Annotated in this window: 10 protein-coding genes; 1 reads left to right on the top strand and 9 read right to left on the bottom strand. The window is 71.8% G+C overall.

Translation table 11 applies throughout. The features are described 5' to 3' along the window. Positions 1-184: 184 nt before the first annotated feature. From L6E10_RS28800 to L6E10_RS28760, 9 genes are all read right to left on the bottom strand, one after another. Positions 185-1,144 (bottom strand): alpha/beta hydrolase-fold protein, encoded by a 960-nt coding sequence (locus tag L6E10_RS28800; RefSeq protein WP_236223210.1) that lies wholly within the window; start codon positions 1,142-1,144, stop codon positions 185-187. Beyond that, positions 1,141-2,832, bottom strand: coding sequence for an ABC transporter ATP-binding protein (locus L6E10_RS28795; protein ID WP_236223208.1), 1,692 nt, complete (start codon positions 2,830-2,832; stop codon positions 1,141-1,143). Before L6E10_RS28795 ends, L6E10_RS28800 begins: the two co-directional genes overlap by 4 nt. Further along, positions 2,819-13,696 (bottom strand): non-ribosomal peptide synthetase, encoded by a 10,878-nt coding sequence (locus L6E10_RS28790; protein WP_236223206.1) that lies wholly within the window; start codon positions 13,694-13,696, stop codon positions 2,819-2,821. Before L6E10_RS28790 ends, L6E10_RS28795 begins: the two co-directional genes overlap by 14 nt. 29 nt (positions 13,697-13,725) lie before the next feature. Beyond that, positions 13,726-15,522, bottom strand: coding sequence for an ABC transporter ATP-binding protein (locus L6E10_RS28785; protein ID WP_236223204.1), 1,797 nt, complete (start codon positions 15,520-15,522; stop codon positions 13,726-13,728). Between the two features lie 28 nt (positions 15,523-15,550). Beyond that, positions 15,551-16,579, bottom strand: a complete 1,029-nt coding sequence (locus L6E10_RS28780; RefSeq protein WP_236223202.1) for an iron-siderophore ABC transporter substrate-binding protein — start codon at positions 16,577-16,579, stop codon at positions 15,551-15,553. Positions 16,580-16,673: 94 nt separating this feature from the next. Next, positions 16,674-17,507, bottom strand: coding sequence for an ABC transporter ATP-binding protein (locus L6E10_RS28775; protein WP_236223200.1), 834 nt, complete (start codon positions 17,505-17,507; stop codon positions 16,674-16,676). Between the two features lie 29 nt (positions 17,508-17,536). Then, entirely contained in the window at positions 17,537-18,586 is a 1,050-nt protein-coding gene (locus L6E10_RS28770) for an iron chelate uptake ABC transporter family permease subunit (protein ID WP_236223198.1), read from the bottom strand. After that, entirely contained in the window at positions 18,583-19,641 is a 1,059-nt protein-coding gene (locus tag L6E10_RS28765) for an iron ABC transporter permease (RefSeq protein ID WP_236223287.1), read from the bottom strand. The genes L6E10_RS28770 and L6E10_RS28765 overlap by 4 nt, the downstream gene beginning before the upstream one ends. 278 nt (positions 19,642-19,919) lie before the next feature. Then, positions 19,920-20,804 carry an alpha/beta hydrolase gene (locus L6E10_RS28760; RefSeq protein WP_236223196.1) on the bottom strand — a complete coding sequence of 295 codons (885 nt, stop codon included), beginning with the start codon at positions 20,802-20,804 and terminating at the stop codon, positions 19,920-19,922. A gap of 124 nt (positions 20,805-20,928) precedes the next feature. Between L6E10_RS28760 and L6E10_RS28755 the strand changes: the two genes are divergently transcribed. Then, positions 20,929-21,591, top strand: coding sequence for a lytic polysaccharide monooxygenase (locus L6E10_RS28755; protein WP_236223195.1), 663 nt, complete (start codon positions 20,929-20,931; stop codon positions 21,589-21,591). The last annotated feature ends 8 nt before the right edge of the window (positions 21,592-21,599 follow it).

The raw sequence follows: 21,599 nt of genomic DNA, 5'->3' as shown, positions 1-21,599 counted from the left end.
CAACGGCGTGCCCACGCACACGTTCCAGTTCCAGGCCACGTCCTCGGTGGTCGCGCTGGACGCGTTCGCCAGCCAGTGGAACGGCAACGGCAGCCCGGTCGGGCTGTGGACCTACGTCTCTCCGGGGAACACGCTCCAGCACTGGTACTGATCCCGTCCTGAGCTGAGCAGGGGTTTCCCCTGCTCAGCTCAGCAACCAGGCCACGTCGCGCACCAGCGCGTGCCGCCAGCCCACCCGGTCGTGCCCGGACGGCGACCGGTTCACCCGCACCGCCGCACCCGCCTGCGCCGCGAGCTCCTCCACGGCCGAGCAGTGCCGGTGCATCCGGGGCTCGTGCTCGCCGACGTCGAACGCCACCCGCAACCCCGACAGGTCCGGCAGGGTGCTCAGGCGTTCGGCGGTGTCCCCACCGGCGGGCCCGTCCAGCGACAGGCCCCGGTCCGGCAGGTCGCGCGCCCACCAGAACGACCCCGACTGGCACGCCACCCGCGTCACGAGGTCCGGGAAGTCCAGCGCCGCCCGGAAGGCGCTCAGCCCGCCCAGGCTCTGCCCGGCGACCACGAACCGCGAGAGGTCGACCGCCACGTCGTTGCGCGCCAGCAGCGGCAGCAGCTCGTCCCGGATCGCCTGCCACAGCTCGGGCGAGCTGTACTCGGCGGCACGATCACGGGGAGTGGGGAGGAAGACCAGCGTCGCCGGCGGCATCTCGCCGTTCTCCACCGCGGACTCGAAGGCGGCGAGAGCGGGGTGCGCGTACATCCAGTCGTCGCCGTCGAGCAGCAGCACGACCGGCTCGCCGCCCTGGTGCACGCGCACCGTCTTGCGCCCCAGCGCCCCGGTCCACCGGATGCGCAGCGACGGCACGTCCGGCACCTCGTCGGGTCCGACGACGGGCCAGTGCGGCTGCGGCTCGAGGTCCGGGGTCGTGAAGATCGACCGGTTCGGACCCGCTCCCGCGGGGTTCGACGGGTCGGCGTGCTCCTCGCCGTCGGCGTCGGCGAAGTGGTACGTCACGCGCAGCCGGGGTGGCACCTCGACCTCGGCGGCGAAGAGGTCGCCCTCCTCGTGCCGCAGCGCGACCGGGGCCAGCACGTCCTCGAACCTGATCTCCGCGGGCCCTCCGCGCCACTCGAACCTCGTCATCGGGCCACCGCCAGCTGGTAGGAGGAGTCGCGGCCGAGCAGGTCGCGGTGCGTGCCCTCGGAGGTCACCGTGCCGCCGTCGAGGACGACCACCCGGTCGGCGGCGTCGAGCAGCGCGGGGCTGCTCGTGATCACGACCGTCGTGCGGCCGCGGCGCAGCTCGGCGAGGTTGCGGGCGATGAGCTGCTCGGTCACCGCGTCGACGGCCGTGGTCGGGTCGTGCAGCACCAGGACCTGCGGGTCCGCGGCCAGGGCGCGGGCCAGGGACAGGCGCTGGCGCTGGCCGCCGGACAGGTTCGCGCCGCGGTCGCGGACGACGTGGTCGAGGCCTTCGGAGTGCAGCGCCACCACGTCGGTCAGCATCGCGGCGGACACCGCCTCCTCCACCAAGGCGCTGGTGCCGGACGGGTCGACGTTCTTGCGCAGGGTGCCCGCGAACACCTCGTGGTGCGACGGGTTCACCAGCAGGTGGGTGCGCAGGCTCTCGATCGACAGCGACGCGATCTCGTGCTTGCCCACCCGCACGACACCCTCGTACGACGACGGCGGCACGTCGGCGGACAGCACCGACACCAGCTCGGCCGCGGCCTGCGGCTGGTAGGCCGCGATCGCCACGAACTCACCGGGTTCGACCGAGAACGTCAAGTCCCGCAACGTCCCGTGGGTGACCGACGAGAGTTCGAGGCCGCTGTCCGGGTCCGGTTCCTCGACGCCCGGCGTCATGCGGGCCGGCGCCGCCAGGACCAGCGCCATCCGTTCCGCCGACGCCCGCGCGATCATCACGTACTTGGGCATCTCGGAGAACAGCTTCAGCGGCTCGATCAGGAACTGCGCGAGCCCGACGACCATCACGAGCTGGCCGACGGTGATGTCGCCCCGGAACGTCAGCAGGCCCGCCCACAGCGTGACCGCCGCCGCCAGCACCGAGTTCAGCGCCAGCGACAGACCGGCGTAGACGCCGTTCACGCGCGCCACGACGATCGACTGCTCCTTGGCCTCGGTGCTCACCTCCCGGTACGCCTGGAAGGCCGCGTAGCTGCCGCCGAAACCGTGCAGCGGCCGCAGACCCGCGATCAGGTCGGACACCTTGGCCCCGGCCCGCGCCACCTTCGCCTGCTGCACCTGCGTCTTCGCGCCGATCCGCCGGGACAGGACGCCCAGCACGCCCAGGATGCCCACCGTGCCGGCGAAGACCAGCACGCCGAGCGGCACGCTGATGACCGACAGCACGACACCGGTGATCACCACCGAGACCAGTGAGCTGATCAGCAGCGGCACCACCTCGATGATGTCCGCCGTCTGGTCGGCGTCCTCGGTGGCGACGGTGAGGACCTCACCGGACTTCAGGTCGATCTCGCGGGCGACCGGCTGCAGGCCGCGGTCGGCGACCGCGACCCGCCAGCGGTGCGCCTCCGTGGTGTTCGCCTTCTGCAGGATGCGCATGCCGAACCGCCACGAGTACGACACCGTCGCCATGACGAGCCCGAGCGCCAGCAGCGCGAGCCCGAGCGAGCTGAGCCGGCCGCCGCGCAGCGCGTACTCGACGATCACGCCGAGCAGGATCGGCACGGCGGTCTCGGCTGCCTGGTAGGACCCCATCAGCAGGGTCCCGGCCGTCATGGCGCCGCGGTTGCGGCGCAGGGCGATCCGCAGGATCTCCCTGCCGGTGCGGACTTCAGTGTTCGTCAACGTGGCGCGCAATCGCTTCGGGGGTGGAGAGGGACAGCAGGTCTCGGATCGTGACGACGGGGCCGAACTCGCGGCGCAGCAGGCCGACGAGCCGCACGGCGAGCATCGAGTGCCCGCCCAGCTCGGTGAAACCGCTCGCCACGCCCACCTCGTCCTCGTCGAGGTCGAGCGCCTCCGCGAACATCTCGCGGACGAGCGTCTCGGTCTCGGTCAGCTCCCGGTCCTCGGCCTTGGTCATCAGCGTGCCGAGCGGACGGGCGTCGGGCAAGGCCGACGTGTCCGCCTTGCCGTTGACCGTGAGCGGGATCGCGTCCACCGCGGCGTAGTGCGTGGGCCGCAGGTAGTCCGGCATGCCCGCGCCCACCTCGGCGGCGATCGACGGGATGTCCGCCCCGTCGGCCAGGACCAGGTAGGCCGCGAGCCGGTGCGCGCCGTCGACCTGCGGGTCGGTCTGCGCGACGGCGGCGACGAACCGGACGTCCGGGTGCGCGGCGAACCGCGCCTCGACCTCGCCCAGCTCGACGCGGTGACCGCGGATCTTGACCTGCTTGTCGGTGCGCCCGAGGTAGAGCAGGTTGCCGTCGGGGCGCCGGATCACGAGGTCGCCCGTCCGGTACATCCTCCGGCCTGGCGCCCACGGGCACGCCACGAACCGTTCCGCGGACTGCCCCGGCTGGCCGAGGTAGCCGCGCGCGATGCCCACACCGCTCACGTACAGCTCGCCCGCGACCCCGTCCGGCACGTGCCGCAGCCACGGGTCGAGGACGTGGACGTCGGTGTTGTCGATCGCCACGCCGACCACCGGGTCGACGCAGTCGAACGTGCCGACGCCGAGCGTGTTGATCGTGTACTCCGTCGGCCCGTAGAGGTTGTAGCCGACCACGCCGGGGGTGTCGGCGAGCAGCTGCCACAGCGTCGGCGTGACCGCCTCGCCGCCCAGCAGCACCAGTGCCGGCTTGTGCTCGCCGCCGAGCAGCCCCTCGGCCACCAGCTGCTGCGCGTAGGTCGGCGTCACGTTGATGACGTCGATCTCGTGCTCCTGGCAGTACTCGACCAGCCCGGTGGCGTCGCGTCGCAGTTCCTCGTCGCAGATGTGCACCTCGTGGCCGTCGGCGAGCCAGAGCAGCTCCTCCCACGACATGTCGAAGGCGAATGACACGGTGTGCGCGATCCGGAACGTCCGGTGCCCGTGCTCGGTCAGCACCGGCTCGAAGATCCGCCGCTGGTGGTTCACCAGCATGTTGGTCAGGCCCGCGTACTCGGTCACCACGCCCTTGGGCTTGCCGGTCGAGCCGGACGTGTAGATCGTGTAGGCCGCGTGCCGGAGCCGGTTCGGGTTCTCCGGTGCGAACGTGGTCACCGGCTCGGCGTCCGGCCACGGCTCGTCGAGCTCGAACACGGGTCCCGAGATCCGGGGCGCCACCGCGCTCGTCGTGATCACCAGGGACGGCCGGGCGTCCTCGATGATCGCGGCGATCCGCTCGTCCGGGTGGTCGAGCTCCAGCGGCACGTAGGCCGCGCCGCAGCGCAGGATGCCGAACAGCGCGACGACCCAGTCGAGCGACCGCGGCACCGCGATGGCGACCGACGTCTCGACGCCGATCCCCTTGGCGGACAACACCCCGGCCAGGTGGCGGCTGCGGTCCCTGAGCTGCGCGAAGGTCATCGTCGCGCCGTGCGCCACGAGAGCGACCCGGTCGGGGTTGCGGTCCGCCGCCTCGTCGAACAGGTCGACGACCGTCTTGGTCCCGAAGTCGTTGGCGGGGTTGAGGACCGGCTCCGGTCCCGTGCCGCCGATGGCGCCGACCGGCCCGTCGGCGCAGGCCAGCTCGTCGAGGATCCGGACGTAGGAGTCGAACAGCCGCTCCGCGACCTCGGGACCGGTGACCGCCGGCCGGTACTCCAGCTTGACCGTGAGCCGCCTGCCGGGCGTCACGACCCAGGTGAACGGGTAGTGCGTGGAGTCCTCGAACTCGTGCGCGGTGATGCCGTTGACCGCGTTGAACTCGGTGAAGGTGTCGTCGTCGAGGAAGTTCTGCAGCACGAACAGGCTGTCGAACAGCTCGTCCTGGCCGCTCGCGCGCTGGATCTCGCCGAGCCCGAGGTGCTCGTGCTCCATCGCGTCGACCCGCGACGCCTGCACGGACGCGAGGAACCGCGCCACGCTGTCGTGCGGCCGTGCGGACACCCGCATGGGCACGGTGTTGAGCAGGACGCCGACGATGCCCTCGGTGCCCTCCTCCTCACGGCCGGAGACCGTCACGCCGAACACCGCGTCACCGCGGCCGGTCTCGCTGCCCAGCAGCAGGCCGAGCGCACCGGTGACGACCGAGTTCAGCGTGACGCCGTGCGCCCGCGCCACCTCCCGCACGCGGTCGGACTGCTCGGCCGACAGCGTCCGCACGATCTTGACCGGCAGGCTGTCCGAAGTGGACTTCCCGGCCAGCAGCGTCGGCCCCGGCAGGTCCGCGAGGTACCCGGCCCAGAACCGTTCGGCGGCGGCGGCGTCCTTCGCCGCGAGCGCCCTGGTGTAGCTCTCGAAGGCCGGCGTGGCCGGCGTGGAGTCGAGCGGCTCACCGGCCAGCACCGCCCGGTAGGCGTCGAAGAAGTCGCGCAGCACGATCTCGCGCGACCAGCCGTCCCACAGCAGGAGGTGGTGGCTGAACAGCAACGCGTCCCTGCCCTCCGGCAGGCGCAGCACCGACATCCGCACCAGCGGCGGCGAGCTCAGGTCGAACCCCGTGGCGCGGTCCTCGTTCCGCAACGCGTCCACCGCGTCGCGGTTCAGCACGTCGACGACACTGATCGGCACCCGGCCGCCCGGCGTGAGCACCTGGACCGGCGAGCCGTCCCCGTCGGAGGAGAAGCCCGCGCCGACGACCGGGTGGCGTGCGATGACGTGCTCCATCGCCCGCTCCAGCGCGCCGGCGTCGAGCCGCCGGTCGAACGTGAAGCAGCTCTGCGCCACGTAGTGCCCGGCGTCGCCCGCCAGTTCCGCCTGGAAGTACAGACCCCGCTGCAACGGCGACACCGGCGCGGTCCGCCGCGCGGTGACCGAGGCGTCGGCGATCCGCTCGAGTGCGAGCAGCCAGCGCGCCGCGATCTCGTCGGAGACGTCCTCGGTCAACGCGAACGTCGCCCGCAGGCCGCCGACCTCGGCGTCGAGCCACGCGTTGACCTCGACCGCGTACGGGCTCGGCAGCGGGCAGTCGACGTGCAGCGCCCGGTCCTCGCTGCCGCGACCGAGGTAGTTGAACAGCACCTGCGGCCGGGGCAGCGCGGCCAGCACCGGCGCGGTCTGCGGGTTGAGGTACCGCAGCTCGCCGAACTCGAGGTGCGCGACCTCGTCGGGCTGCCGCTCGGCCAGCTCCCGGGCGGCGGCGACCGGATCGGTGTGCGGGCTGAGCTTCACCGGCGCGATGGCGGTGAACCAGCCGACTGTGCGCGTGTAGTCGTGGTGCTCGAACGGCGTCACGCGACCATGGCGTTCGAGCTCGACCACCAGGTCCGTCGGCGTGCCCTGGATCTCGGTGAGGGCCGTCCGCAACGCGCCGCACAGCAGCTCCGTGAGCCCGAGGCCGAGCGCGGTCGGGGCCGTGCGCACCACGCGTTCGGTGATCGAGGCGGCCAGCGTCACGGTGATCTCGCGCGGGCTGCCCTGGACGTCGGTCAGCGCCGGGGCGTCCAGGGAGTCGATCCACCGGCGCAGGTCGCCGCCGGACTGGGCGTGCACCGCGAGGGCGTCGGCGTAGGCGGCGAACGAGGTGGTCGCCGGGGCGAGCTGCTCGCCGCGCATCGCGGTGGCGAGGTCGTCGAGGAGGACCAGCCACGAGACCGAGTCGACCGCCAGGTGGTGCACCACCGCCACGAGCGTCTTCGCCGGCTCGACCCAGCTGAACGCCGCCATGGCACCGGACCCGGGGTCCAGGCGGTCCGCCGCCTCGTTCGCGACGAGCCGGAGGTCGTCGGAGGTGCTCGGGACGACCCGCGGCGCGCCGGAACTGTCAGACCCTCCTGGGACGATGGGAGTGGGGGCCCGATCCCCCCTGGGGGCCTGCGAGTCGGGATCGATTCCGAGCGTCCACACGCCGTGCTCGGTGCTCAGCCGCATCCGCAGCACGGGGTGCGCGGCCACCACGGCGTCCACCGCGCGCTGGGCGTCGGCCAGGCTGGTGCCGGGCAGCGCGCGGGCCTGCGCGTACCGGCGGACGTCGCCGCCGAGCTCCCGCTGCCGCAGCACGACGGGCGTCGGCGCCACCGGCCCGTCCTGGCGCTCGACCGGCGCGGCGACGGCAGCCGGAGCCGCCTGGACGGCGAACTTCTCGGCCAGCGCGCGCGGGGTCTTGTGCAGGAACAGGTCGCGCGGCGCGAACCGCACGCCGAGCGCGCGGGCGCGGTTGACCACGCCGATCGCGATGATGCTGTCGCCGCCGGCCGCGAAGAAGTCGGTGTCGGCGTCCACGGAGGACCCCGGCAGCGCTCCCGCGAAGACGCTCACCAGCGAGTCGAGCGCCGAGGAGCTGATCTCGGCCGCCGGTGCGGTCTCCTGCTCGCGGGCGCGGTCCAGCAGCGCCGCCCGGTCGAGCTTGCCGTTCACCGTGAGGGGCAGCAGGTCGTAGGTGATCACGCGCTGCGGCACCATGTGCGCGGGCAGCTTGGCGCGCAACGCGTCCGTGACGTCCACGGCCGGCTTGCCGGCGACGTGGGCGACCAGGTGGTCGGCGGTGTCCGCCACGGTCACGGCGACGTCCGCGACGCCGTCGACCTCCAGCACCGCCGACTCGACCTCGCCGAGCTCGATGCGGAAGCCCTTCAGCTTCACCTGGTTGTCGGCGCGGCCGAGGTAGTCGAGGCCGCCGTCGAGCGTGCGCCGCACCAGGTCGCCCGTGTGGTACATCCGCGAGCCGTCGGCGGCGAACGGGTCGGCGACGAAGCGGCTCGCGGACAGCCCGGGACGGCCCGAGTAGCCGTGCGCCACCTGCGGGCCCGCGATGTAGAGGATGCCCGCTCTGCCCGGCGGCACGGGCCGCAGCCGGTCGTCGAGCACGTACGCCACCTGCCCGGCCAGCGCGCCGCCGATCGGGCTGCTGTCCCCGGCGGCCTCGAAGTCGGCGGCGTCGTAGACCCGGTGCGTCGTGTAGATGGTGGTCTCGGTCGGGCCGTACATGTTGACCAGCTCGGGCTTGCGGACGCCGTACTTCGCGACCCAGCCGCGCAGCCTGCCCAGGTCCAGCGCCTCGCCGGCGAAGATGATGCGCCGCAACGCCGTCAACGGCTCGGCGGCGACCGCGTCGGCCTCGAGGAACTGGTGGAACGCCGACGGCGTCTGGCACATCACCGTGACACCGCGCTCCTGGACGAGCCGGCGGAAGTCGACCGGGGAGCGGGTCAGCGCGTGCTCGGGCACCAGCAGGTGGCAACCGTGCGTGAGCGACGCCCACAGCTCCCACGCCGAGACGTCGAACGAGAACGAGTGGAACTGCGTCCACACGTCGTGCGGCCCGAACTCCATGTCCGGGCGCGTGTTCACGAGCAGTGCCACGACGCTCGCGTGCGACACGACCACGCCCTTGGGCTTCCCGGTCGACCCGGAGGTGTAGATCATGTACGCCGGGTGGCGCCAGTCGAACTCCGGTTCGTCCCGCGCCTCCGCCACGTCGTCGCCGATCGCGAGGACCCGCGCGCCGGCCCCGGCGCGCGCGACCATCGCCTCGAACCGCTCGCGGTCCCGCGGCAGCACCAGCACGACGGCGGGCGCGGAGTCCGCCAGCACGAACTCCAGCCGCTCGTCCGGGTAGGCGAGGTCGAGCGGCACGTACGCGGCCCCGGCGGTGACCGTCGCGACCAGCGACAGCACCTGCTCGACCGACCGCGGCACCGCCACGGCGACCTTGGTGCGCGGGCCCGCGCCCAGCGTCCGCAGCTGTGCGGCCAGCCGGGTTTTCGCCGCGGCCAGCTCGCCGTAGGTCATCGTCTGCGAGGTGCCGTCGAGGCGGCAGAACGTGACGGCGGGCGCCGACGGGTCGCGCCGGGTCGCCTCGTCGAAGAGCTGTCCCAGCGTGACCGGCTCGATCTCGGCACCGGGACGTGCGGCGAAGACCTCCGGCACGGGCACAGGACCGCCGGCCAGCACCGAGCTCAGCGCGTCGGCGAACGCCCGCACGATCGTGCGGGCGGCGTCCTCGCGGACGATCGCGGTGTCGTGGATCAGGTTGAACCGCAACGCGCCGTCGTGGTCGCGGATGACGGTGAGCGTGAGCGGGTAGTGCGGCGCGCCCTCGTTCACCACGTCGGAGATCTCGAACGACGCCCGCAGCGACGTGACGTCGGTGGCGACGTCGAACACGACGAGCGTGTCGAACGCCGATCCGTGCCGCGCCTGCCGCCCGATCCTGGTGAGAGATACGTGCTGGTGCGGCAGCATGGCGGTCTGGTGTGCGCGCACCGACGCCAGCAGCTCCGCCGCGGTCGTGTCCGCGGACCACCTGGTGCGCACGGGGATCGTGTTGATGAACAGCCCGACCATGTCGGCGATGCCGGGCACGTCGGCGTCCCGGCCGGAGACGGTGGAGCCGAACACGACGTCCCGCCTGCCGAGCAGCGCGCCGAGCGTCGCGCCCCACGCGCTGTGCACGGCGACGCTGAGCGTCACGCCGGCCGCGCGCATCCGCTCCTCCAGGTCGGCGTCCGCGTCGACGACCATGTCGGCGAACCGGTCGGACGGCGTGTGCCCCTCGGCGACCAGCGACGGGCCGGGCAGCCCGGCGAGCTCGCCGGCCCACACGCGGTCGCTCTCGTCCGCGTCGCCGGTCACGAGCCAGCGCACGTAGTCGGCGTAGCTGCCGCGCACGTGCACCGAACCCGGGTTGTCGTACTCGGCCAGCAGCGCGCGCAGCATCGGCGGCACCGACCAGCCGTCCGCGATGATGTGGTGCACGGTCTGGATCAGCACGAACCGCTGCGGTGCCGTGCGGATCAGCGTGTAGCGCATCAGCGGACCGGTCGCGAGGTCGAACCCGGCGACGCGGTCGCGTTCGGCGTACTCCCGGATTTCCTCGGCGGTCATGCCCTGACCGTCCACAGTGGAGAAACTCGGCCGGACACCGGACTCCAGCACCGACACGACCCGGCCGTCGGCGAGACCGGTGAAGCGGGCGGCGAGGTTCGGGAACAGCTCCAGCAGGCGGGTCGCGGCCGCTTCGAGCCTGCGGGCGTCCACGGCGCCGGTCAGGGTCAGCAGCTGCTGCTCGACGTACCGGTGCGCCGACTCGCCGTCGAAGATCGAGTGGAAGTAGAGGCCCTCCTGCAGCGGCGTCAGCGGCAGGACGTCCCGCAGCGCGGGGGAGTCCAGCGCGTCGACGTCGGCCTGCGTGAGCGGCACCAGGTCGAAGTCGCTGGGGGAGTGGCCGCCCTCGCTCAGCGACGCCAGGCCCTCCAGCGCCTCGACGAAGTACGAGCCGATCTTCTCGGTGTCGGCGTCGGTGAACACGCCGGACGGCCACGAGATCACCGTGACCAGCTCCAGCTCGCCGTCGGCGCCGGGCTCGGCGGAGGCGTTGAACTCCAGGGCGCGCGGCAGCCGCATCGCCGGGTCGCGCTTCTCGCCGAGCTGGCCCGCGTTCTCCGCGAGCTGCCAGTCACCGGTCGTGCCGCCGGAGAACCGGCCGAGGTAGTTGAACAGCACCTGCGGGCGCGGAGCGTCGAACTCCTCGTGTCCCAGGTACTTCAGAGCGCCGTACGACACGCCGTTGCTCGGCACCCGCGCGAGGTCCTCCTTGACCCGCTTCAACGCCGAGCCCAGGTCTTCGACGTCCACGGGGTCGACGACCACGGGGAACAGCGTCGTGAACCAGCCGACCGTGCGCGACAGGTCCGGGTCGAGCGGCACGAACCGGCCCTCGCGGCCGTGGCCCTCCAGCTCGACGTGCGCGAACGTCTGGTCCTGCCCGTTGTCGCGTCGCCACTTCGCCAGCGCGACCGCGAGACCGGTCAGCAGCACGTCGTTGACCTTGGCGTGGAACGACGCCGGCACGTCGCCCAGCAGGGCGGCGGTGGCCTGCGCCCCGACCGTCACCGTGCGGACGTGCTCGTTCGCGACGACATCGGTCTCGCGCAGCTCACGACGGCCGAGCAGCCGGTCCTCACCCGGCAGGGGGCGTTCGTAGTACTCGCGGTCGGCCTCGAACCCGGCCTTCTCCAGCAGCTGCGTCCAGCGCCGGAACGACGTGCCGACCGGACGAAGCTCGACCGGAGCGCCGGACGAGACCTGCTGCCATGCCAGGGCGAGGTCGTCGAACAGGATCCGCCAGGAGACACCGTCGATGACGACGTGGTGGATCACGATCACGAGTTGCCGGGCCTCGGACCGCCACACCGCGCGCAGCATGACGCCCGCGTCCGGGTCCAGCCCGGCGGTCGCCGCGGCGACGCACTCGTCGACCGGCGCGGTGCTCTCCTCCCACAGCGCCTGCCCGTCCTGCGGGATGTCGAACGACCAGCGCTCGCCGCGGACCAGCTTGGCGCGCAACATGTCGTGCCGCTCGACCAGGGCGTCGAGGATCCGCGTCAGGGCGTCGGCGGTCAGCGCTTCGGGCGTGTTCAGCACGACCGACTGCACGAACCCGTCGATCGCGTCCGTGGTCTCGCCGAGCCACTGGACGATCGGCAGCCCGGCCACCGGCCCGGTGGGGACGTCGTCGTGGTCGACCGAGGAAGCCCCGTCCCGGGACGCGACGGCGGCCAGCGCACGAGGCGTGCGGTGGACGAAGATCTGCGTGGCCGTGACGAAGACGCCCTCGGCCCGCAGCGCGGACAGCAGCGAGATCGCGAGGATGCTGTCGCCGCCCAGCTCGAAGAAGTCCTGGTCGGCGCCGACCTGCTCGACCCGCAGCACCGACGCGGCGGCGGCGCAGATCGCGGCCTCGACGTCGTTCTCGGCCGCGGTCACCGGACCGGTCTCGGCCGCCGGCTCCGGCAGCGCGCGGCGGTCGAGCTTCCCGTTGGGGGTCAACGGGAACTCGCTCATCACGACGACGTGCGCCGGCACCATGTACTCGACGAGGTGCTCGGTCGCCCACTGCTTCACGGCGTCCGCGGTCAGCTCGTCATCCGACGGGACGACGTAGCCGACGAGGTAGTTTCCGCCGGCCGAGTTCTTCCTGACCACGACACAGGTGTGGCGCACCCGCGGGTGCTCGGCCAGGGCGATCTCGACGTCCTCCAGCTCGAGCCGCATGCCGCGGATCTTGACCTGGTTGTCGACGCGGCCGAGGAAGTCGAGCGAGCCGTCCGGGGCGAACCGCGCCAGGTCGCCGGTCCGGTAGAGGCGCGACCCGTCGGAGGCGAACGGGTTCGCGACGAACCGCGACGCCGTCAGTCCCGGTGCGTTCACGTAGCCGCGGCCCAGCAGGAAACCGCCGATGTAGAGCTCGCCACCGACGCCGACGGGGCACGGCCGCAGCCGGTCGTCGAGCACGTACAGGTCGGTGTTGGGGTTCGCCTTGCCGATGGAGGTCGACAGCCGCTCCGCCTCGCCGCGGTAGATCACGTGCGAGACGCCGATCGTGGCCTCCGCGGGGCCGTAGCCGTGGTACATCGGGATGTCGAGCTGGGTGCGGAACCGGTCGTACAGCTCGGGTGTGAGCACCTCGCCGCCGCACCACACGTGCCGCAGGCTGGAGAGCTCCCCGTCGCCCGCGATGTTCAGCAGCACGTCCAGCATCGACGACACCAGGTACACGAACGTCACGCGGTGGCGGGCGATCGTGTGCAGCAGGTGGTGCGGGTCGCGTTCGCCGCCGGACCGCACGACGACGGTCCGCCCGCCGCACACCAGCGGCAGGAAGATCTCGTTGATCGAGATGTCGAACGACAGCGGAGCCTTGAACAGCGAGGCGTCGGAGTGTCCGAAGTGGAGGATCTGGTCCACCTGCCACAGCAGGCGTTCGCTGATGGCCTCGTGCCGGATCATCGCGCCCTTGGGGCGGCCGGTCGAGCCGGAGGTGAACATGACGTACGCGAGCTGTGCGCCCTTGACCGCGATGTCCGCGGGCTCACCGGAGTAGCCGGAGAAGTCCCACCGGGCGAGGTCGACCGCGATCGCGGGAGGTTCACCCTCCTGGCCGGTGCCGAGGAGCAGCACGACCTGGGCATCGGTGATCACGGACTCGCGGCGCGACGCCGGCCACTGCGGGTCGAGCGGCACGAAAGCGCCCCCGGCCTGCAGCACGGCCAGCAGGCTGATCACCATCTCGGCCGAGCGGTCGAGCGAGATGCCGACCACCTGCTCGGTGGCCAGGCCGCGCTCGAGCAGGTGGCGGGCGAGCTGGCTGGACCGGGCCAGCGCCTCGCCGTAGGTCACCTCGCGGTCGCCGTCGTTGATCGCGACGGCGTCGGGGCGCTGCCGGGCCTGGTCGCGGAACAGCTCGACGATGGACGGCCGGTCGCGCGGGAACTCGTTGTCGTTCCAGCGGGCCAGGTCCGCGAGCCGCTCCTGCGCGGTCTGCGACGTCAGCGTGCCGATGGGGCGGTGGGGGAACTCCGCGAGGTCGTCGAGCACCCGTTGCGCCTCGGCGGCGTCCACGCCGTCCGGGAGCGGGATCGTCCAGCCGTCCGGGGTCTCCGCGACGTCGGACCGCTGTCCCTTGTCGGCCCACACGAGCAGGTCGCCGAACGGCGTGGCGGGCGTGAGCTCGAAGCCGTCGACCCCGTACGCCGGGTCGGCCCAGTGGTGCAGCGCGACGGCGCTCGCGATGGCGATGGTCCGCTGCGGGTACTCACCCGCCCGGCGCTGAACGGAGGCGATCCGGGCGGTCGGAAGAAGTACGTCACGCTCGGCCATCTGTTCCATCGACGACTCAGCCATCCCTTCACGATCGGTGAAGGTAGCCTAACCTAAGTAGTTGAGGTTCCGAATCGCCAAGCGGCCCAAAGTGCCGCGTAACGCCCGTCACGCGCCACAAGTTCTTCGTGCGTGCCGTACTCCAGAACGCGTCCCGCGTCGAGGACGGCGACGCGGTCGGCGGCGACCGCCTGGGTCAGGCGGTGCGCGACCAGGAGCGTGGTGCGGCCGCGGCAGGCCGCGAGCGCCGCCCGTTCCAGCGCGGCGGCACCCTGGCTGCCCGCCTCGGCCGTCGACTCGTCCAGCACGACGACGGGGGAGCGGCCGAGCACGAGGCGGGCCAGCGCGATCTGGGCGACCTTGGTCGCGTCGAGGCGTTCGCCGCCCTCGCCGACATCGGTCCGCAGCCCCTGCGGCAGCGCTGAGACCCACGTGTCCGCGCCGACGGTCCGCAGCGCGTCCACCAGTTCGTCGTCGGTCGCGTCGGGAGCGGCCAGCCGCAGGTCCTCGGCGAGCGGGCCGGCGAAGACGTGGGCCTCCTGGGTCAGGATGCTGACCAGCGCGCGGGCGCCCGCCTCGTCGAGGTCGGCGAGGTTCGAGTCGCCGATGTGCACGGATCCGGTCAACGGCGTGCCGGTGCCCGCGACGAGCGCGGCCAGCGTCGTCTTGCCGGCTCCCGTGGCGCCGACGAGCGCGAGCGACGTCCCGGCCGGGATCTCGAGGTCGACGTCCCGCAGCACGTCGTGCTCGGATTCGGGGTAGCGGAAGGAAAGCCCGCGCACCGACACCGGCAGGGGCCGGGCGTCCGCGTCGACGGCCACGGCGCTGCGCACGAGGTCGTCGCCGTCGGATTCGGAGAGGACGCCGACCAGGCGCGTCAGACCGGCGCCGGACTTCTGCGCCTCGTCGAAGAACGCCATGATCAGGCCGAGCGGCACGAAGAGCTTGTGGAACAGCAGAGCCGCGACGGACACCTGGCCGAGTGAGGACTGCCCGTTCGTCACCAGGAGGTAGCCGACGACGATGATCAGGCTGAGCCCGATGAACTCCGCGCGGTTCTCCCGGCCGATGAACCGCCCGAAGAACCGGAAGACCTCGATGCCGATGTTGCGCACCCGCCAGGATTCGGCGGTCACCTTGTCCCGGAACGCGTTTTCCAGGCGATAGGCCCGCACGGTCGCGATTCCGTCGAGACCGCTGATCAACGCCTGGGCGCGGTCGGCCTGGGCTTCGGAACGGGCGCGGTAGAGCGGTTGCGAGCGGGGCAGGTACCAGCGCAGCGCCAGCCAGTAGGCGGGCAGCGCGCAGGCACCCGCGAGCCCGAGCCGCCAGTCGAGGCCGAACATGCCGGCCGTGGCGATGACGACCAGCACGGCCGCGGAGAAGATCGTCGGGATCGCCGTGCGGAAGCCCTTGGAGATGACGGCGACGTCGTCACCGACGCGCGAGAGCACGTCGCCGCGGCCGACCTCCTCGATCCGCGCGCTCGGCATCCCGAGCACGGCGCGGACGGCGCCTTCCCTCAGGCGCGCCAGCATCTCCGCGCCGACGCGGCCGACGAGGTAGGTCGAGGCGGCGGTCATGACCGCGCCGGCCAGCGCCGACACGACCGTCGCGACGCCGATCGTCCAGAGGATCGACGCGTCACGCCCGCCGACGACACCGTCCACCACGGTGCCCAGCAGGAAGACGGGGACGATCTGCAGCACCGCCCCCACCACCGTCGCCACCACGGTGGCGATCGGCAGGGCGGGGGCGGAGCGGCAGTGGTCGAGGATCCACCGGGAGGCCTCCCGCCCGGACGCCGTGCGCAGGATCTTCGACGGCGCCGCGGACAGGGTTGTGCTCACGGGGTTCCTCTCGTGGTGCCGGGGTGGGTCAGCCGGCGGACTTGGCGGCCTTGACCAGCTCGTCCACCGCGTACGGCATGGAGGCGAGGGTCGCCTGCGAGATCGCGGCACCGACGGCGGGGCCCTCGCTGTCGAGGATCCAGTGGACCTTGCCGGCCTTGACCGCGGGCAGGTTGTTGAACAGCTCGAAACCCTTGAGCGACTTCTGGTCCGCCTCGTCGGCGATCACGAAGATGCGGTCGACGTTCATCACGTCGATGCGCTCGGGCGACAGCTGGACGTAGAACTTGCCGGCGGCGAGTTCGTCGATCTTCGTGTTGCCCTTGAAGCCGATGCCGGTGACGACCTGGCCGCGCACGTCGGTCGTCGCGAACGGCGCGACGGCGTCCTTGTACCAGGAGGTCACGACCGCGGTCTCGTTCGCCCACGCCGGGTTGGCCTTCTTGGCCTCGGCGATCTTGTCGTCGATCGCCTTGATGGCCTTGGCGCCCTCGTCGCCCTTGCCGACCGCCTTGGCGACCTGCAGCGCGTTGTCCTGCCACTTGGCGGAGAAGGGCTCCTTCTCCGCCTTGGTGCGGCCGACGGTCGGCGCGATCTTGCTGAGCTTGTCGTACCAGGCCTGGTCGGCCTCGGAGTAGACCGCGACGATCAGGTCGGGGCGCAGCTGCGCGATCTTCTCGTAGTTCGGCTCGGTGTCACCGTTCTTCATGATGACCTCGGGCGTGGTCGAACCCCACTTGTCCTTCACCCAGGGCCACTGCGTGTTGATGTCGGGCTTCTTGCCCTCGGGGTTGGGGTACTGGTCGACCATGCCGACCGGGACCACGCCGAGCGCGAGCAGCGTCTGGTCGTCGGTGTAGCCGAGGGAGACGACGCGCTTGGGCGCTTCCTTGATCTCCGTCGTGCCGAAGAAGTGCTCGACCTTGGTCGGGAACGTGCCACCGGAGGCGTTGCCCGTGCCGTTCGTCGTCTCAGGCGTGGAAGAACCGCACCCGGCGAGGACGCTGGCACCGACCACCGCGGCCGCGGCCACTGCGGTCAGTCGCTTCCAGGTCATGGTCGTTCTCTGGCCCATTCGGCACCTCGTTCTTCGCTGCCCACGCGGCGGGGGAAATTAGGACAGCCGAACCTTATCACCCGGTTAGGGCAGGCTAACCAAGGTCTTGGTCACTCTTCGGTACCACGTGGGTCCGGCCGATCGGCACGATCAGCGGCCGCTCGCTGACGGGGTCGTCGATCACCCTCGCCTGCAGCCCGAACGTGTCCAGCAGCAGTTCGCTCGTGATCACTTCGCTCGGATGCCCCTGTGCGACGATCGACCCCGACTTCATCACGATCAGGTTGTCGCTGTAGCGAACGGCCAGGTTCAGGTCGTGCAGCACCATCACCACCGTGCAGCCGCCCTCGTGCAGATCGTCGACCAGGTCGATCACGTCGATCGCGTGCGCGAGGTCGAGGTAGGTCGTGGGTTCGTCCAGCAGCAGCAGATCGGTGCCCTGGGCGAGCGTCATGGAGATCCACACCCGCTGCCGCTGCCCGCCCGAGAGCGAGTCGACGGGCCGGTGCGCCAGGTCGGCCACCCCGGTCATCCGCAGCGCCTCGGCGACCACGTCCGCGTCGTCGCTCGACCACTGCCGCACCCAGCTCTGGTGCGGGTGCCGGCCGCGCGCGACCAGGTCGGCGACCGTGAGCCCCTCCGGCGCGATCGGCGTCTGCGGGAGCAGGCCCATCCGCTTCGCGACGTCCTTGGTCTTGAGCCGCGCGATGTCGTGGCCGTCGAGCAGCACCGTGCCCTGGCGCGGTTTGAGCAACCTCGACAGCGTCCGCAGCAGCGTCGACTTGCCGCAGCCGTTGGGCCCGATGACCGTCGTGATCACCCCGGTCGGGATGGTGACGTCGAGGTTGTCGAGCACGACCCGGTCGGCGTACCCGACCGTGACGCCCTCGGCGCCCAAGCGGGCGGCATCGTTGCGCAGCGCGGTCATAGGGCAACCTTACTTAATGCAGGCTTGCCTCAGGCGGCGCGCTTCACGTTCGCGCGCACCAGGAGGTAGACGAGGAACGGGCCGCCGATGATCGCGGTGACGATGCCGACGGGCAGGTCGTTGGGCAGCACGACCCTGGCGATCAGGTCCGAGCCGATCAGCAGCAGCGCGCCGAACACCCCGGACGCGAGGAGCGGCGGCACGGGGGAGCGCACCAGCCGCATGGCGATCTGCGGCGCCACCAGTGCCACGAACGGCACCGGGCCCGCCGCCGACACCGCGACGCCGGCCAGCAGCACCGCGCACAGCAGGAGGACCGCGCGCACGGCGCCGTAGCGGACCCCGAGGCCGGCGGCGACGTCGTCGCCGAAGTGCATGGGCTGCAACTGGAACGACACCACCACGACCACCAGGACCAGCGCCGCGGTGACCCACAGCGTCGTCCAGACCTCGTTCCACGACCGCGAGTCGAGCGAGCCGACGAGCCACGCCTGCGCGCGGGCGACGTCGCGGATGTCCGCGAGCGCCAGCAGCCACGTCGTGACCGCCTGCATCGCCGCGCTGACCGAGACGCCGATGAGGATCAGCCGGAACCCGTCGATGCCCTTCTTCCACGCGAGGAAGTAGACGAGCAACCCGGTCAGCAGTCCGCCGGTGAGCGCCGCCGCGGGCAGGCCGATCGCGCTGGACACCGCCGCGCCGCCGCTCGCCGTCACGACGAAGACCGCCGTGGCGCTGGCGCCGAAGGTGATCCCGAGGACGTCGGGACTCGCCAGTGCGTTGCGCGCGATCGACTGCGTGAGCGCGCCGGAGATCCCGAGCGCGAGACCCACGACCAGGCCGACGAGCGCCCGCGGCATCCGCAGGTCCATGATCACGAACTCGTCGACCCGCTCACCCTGCCCGATCAGCGTCCTGAACACGGCGGGCAGCTCGATCGTGAAGTCGCCGACCGCGATCGACACGCAGAACACGAGGAACGTCGCCGCGGCGAGGACGACCGTGACGAGCACGGCCCACGGCCGCCAGACCCAGGACCAGCCGCCGACGCGGACACCGGGGTGCATCTGAGCGCTCATGCCTGCCTGAACTTCCCGAGCCAGACCAGCGCCGCGAAGAACGGAGCGCCGATCAGGGCGATGACGATGCCCGCCTGGAGTTCGGCGGGACGCACGACGAGCCGTCCGACGACGTCTCCCAGCAGCAGCACGACCGAGCCGAGCAGGCCGGCGTACGGCACCATCCAGCGGTAGTCCGGCCCGGTGATCCACCGGGCGACGTGCGCGACCATCAGCCCGAGGAACGCGATCGGCCCGCACGCCGCCGTCGCCGCCCCGGCGAGCAGCGTGACGGCGACGACGCCGACGGTCCGCCCCGCCAGGACGTTCACGCCGAGACCGCGCGCGACGTCGTCACCGAGGTTGAGCAGGTTGAGCACGGGGAGGTTGGCCAGCGCCAGCACGATCCCGACGGCGATGAACGCCGAGGCCGTCCCGATCACGTCGTACCCGACGCCCTGCACCGACCCCGCGTTCCAGAACCGCAGCACGTCGAGCGACTGCGTGTTGCCGAGCGCGACCGCGGTGGTCATGGCGGCGAGGAAGATCGTGACGCCCTGACCCGCGAGCACGAGCGTCAGCGGGTTTCCCGCACCCCGGCCGAGGCTCGACAACCCGAACACGACCACCCCGGCCGCCGCCGCGCCGAGCAAGGCGAACCACAGGTACTGGACAGGGCTCTGCAGGCCGAACAGGGAGATCGAGAGCACCACCGCGAACGACGCGCCGGAGTTGACGCCGAGGAGCCCGGTGTCCGCGATCGGGTTGCGGGTGTGGCCCTGGATCAGCGCACCGGCCATGCCGAGCGCGAGCCCGGCCACGATCGCGAGCACCGTCCGCGGGATGCGCAGCGTGTGCACGATCAGCGTGATCTCGGTGAGCTGCTGGTCGGTGCCGGGGTCGCCGAACAGCCCCTGCCACACCTCGGCCGGCGTGAGCGACCGGGCGCCGATCACGAGCGACAGCACCGCCATGACGGCGAGCCCCGCGACCAGGAGTGCCAGCCCGAGGAGCCGCCTGCGCTGCGGGCTGCGCCCCGGTGGTGCGGACTGCGGTCCGCGTCGCTCCACGACCATGCTCACGACGGGCTACGTTAGCTCCCGCCGGTCGGTCGACCCAGGGCACCCTTACCTAACCGACTCGGCCGCTCGTGCGGAGGGTCGCCGGTGCGGGCCGCGCCGGGGGCAGGTGGCCGTCGAGACGGTGATCGGGCCTGGCGGGTGCGCAGCCACCGGCGGCCTGCCGGATGACCGTGCGGGTGCAGCCGGACCGCCCGCCCCACGAGGTGGAGCCGACGGTCCGGGTCACGACGCCGCCGGCGTGCCCGCTCAGGGGTCGGCTCGGCGCCCGTCGATCACTCCCGGGTCCTGAGCCGGTGCGTGAGCCACTGCCGGATGTCGTGGCGTGCCGCGCGTGCCATGCCCGTCTCGCGGTTGGTGAAGCCGTGCGACGACTCCGGGTAGACCCGCAGGTCGGCCTCGCCGCCCGCCGCCCACACGCGGGCGGCCATGGCCAGGTTGTCCTCCAGCAGCACGTCGAGCTCGCCCACGACCACCAGCAGCGGGGGAAGGCCGCGCAGGTCGCCGTAGACCGGGGAGATGTCCGGCAGCGTGCGGTCGGGCGCGTGTCCCGCGTAGGCCTCGAGGAAGAACTCGTCGGCGATCCGCCGGCCCGCCGGGGTCAGGCCGCTCAGGTCGTACGTGCCGAACTGCAGCGCGGCCCCGGAGAAGCGGTCGCCCAGGCCGCGGTCCCTCAGGCGCAGCAACGTCGTCACGGCGAGGGTGGCGCCCGCCGAGAAGCCGCCGATGACGAACCGGTCAGTGCCGAAGCGGTTCTCCTCCAGCAGCCACAACGCCGCGGTCTCGCAGTCGTCGGGTGCGGCGGGCCACGGGTTCTCCGGGGCGAGCCGGTGGTCGACATCCACCACGACGACCCCGAGGGAGTCCGCGAGCCGTTGGTTCCGTTCGCCGTCCTGCGCCGTCGGGCCCAGGTAGAAGCCGCCGCCGTGGATGTTCAGGTGCACGCCGCGGGGTGCGGTGCCGGTGGGGGAGAAGACCCTGATCGGCACCCGCCGCCCGCCTGCCTCGACCACCGCCGCTCCCGGAGGCGTCCGGGGCCTGATCGCCCGCACCTCGTCGAGGGTCCTCGGTCCGCGTCTGGTTCCCCGCGCCGCGTTCACCGCCCGCGACTCCTCGGCGAACCCGGCGAGCTTCGGGTCGACGAACCTGGCCAAATCCATGCGATGACCTGCTGTCACTCGTCGTGTCCTTGTGATCTCTGAGAGTTATCGGTACGGTTAATGGTCTGGGAGCGTTCCCAATCCGCCGCCGCCGTTCGATCATCCCAGAATGGAGGGCTCGTTCATGCGTACGCGCGGCACCTTTGGATCACTCACCAGAAGGCGTGGCCTCGTCACGCTGATCATCGGCGTGCTGCTGTGCACGTTCGTCTGGGCACCACCGGCTTCGGCGCACGGCACGATCGCCAGCCCTGCCACCCGCGCCTACCAGTGCTGGCAGACCTGGGGTAGCCAGCACACCAACCCGGCGATGCAGCAGCAGGACCCCATGTGCTGGCAGGCCTTCCAGGCCAACGCCGACACCATGTGGAACTGGATGAGCGCGCTGCGCGACGGGCTGGGCGGGAACTTCCAGGGGTCCACTCCGGACGGACAGCTCTGCAGCAACGCCCTGGCCCGCAACAACGCGCTGAACACGCCGGGCCGGTGGAAGACCACCAACCTCGGCAGCAGCTTCACGATGCACCTGTACGACCAGGCCAGCCACGGCGCTGACTACTTCCGGGTCTACGTCAGCAAGAACGGCTTCGACCCGACCACGCAGCGCCTCGGCTGGGGCAACCTGGACCTCGTCACGCAAACCGGCAGGTTCGCGCCTGCCAAGGACATCCGGTTCAACGTCCAGACCAACGGTTCCTACCGCGGTCACCACATCGTCTTCACCATCTGGCAGGCCTCGCACCTCGACCAGACCTACATGTGGTGCAGTGACGTGAACTTCGGCTAGGCGTCCGC

The organism is Lentzea sp. CC55 (assembly GCF_021056325.1).
GTDB classification, from domain to species: domain Bacteria; phylum Actinomycetota; class Actinomycetes; order Mycobacteriales; family Pseudonocardiaceae; genus Lentzea; species Lentzea jiangxiensis.
Note: the sequence above shows the minus strand (reverse complement) of the source record. Positions and strands in the feature narration are given on the sequence as shown.

Excerpts from the sequence above, each read along its gene's own strand:
- L6E10_RS28770 (WP_236223198.1), bottom strand. The coding sequence starts at position 18,586 with ATGAGCGCTCAGATGCACCCCGGTGTCCGCGTCGGCGGCTGGTCCTGG.
- L6E10_RS28800 (WP_236223210.1), bottom strand. The coding sequence starts at position 1,144 with ATGACGAGGTTCGAGTGGCGCGGAGGGCCCGCGGAGATCAGGTTCGAG.
- L6E10_RS28790 (WP_236223206.1), bottom strand. The coding sequence starts at position 13,696 with ATGGCTGAGTCGTCGATGGAACAGATGGCCGAGCGTGACGTACTTCTT.
- L6E10_RS28755 (WP_236223195.1), top strand. The coding sequence starts at position 20,929 with ATGCGTACGCGCGGCACCTTTGGATCACTCACCAGAAGGCGTGGCCTC.
- L6E10_RS28780 (WP_236223202.1), bottom strand. The coding sequence starts at position 16,579 with ATGACCTGGAAGCGACTGACCGCAGTGGCCGCGGCCGCGGTGGTCGGT.
- L6E10_RS28765 (WP_236223287.1), bottom strand. The coding sequence starts at position 19,641 with ATGGTCGTGGAGCGACGCGGACCGCAGTCCGCACCACCGGGGCGCAGC.
- L6E10_RS28760 (WP_236223196.1), bottom strand. The coding sequence starts at position 20,804 with ATGGATTTGGCCAGGTTCGTCGACCCGAAGCTCGCCGGGTTCGCCGAG.
- L6E10_RS28775 (WP_236223200.1), bottom strand. The coding sequence starts at position 17,507 with ATGACCGCGCTGCGCAACGATGCCGCCCGCTTGGGCGCCGAGGGCGTC.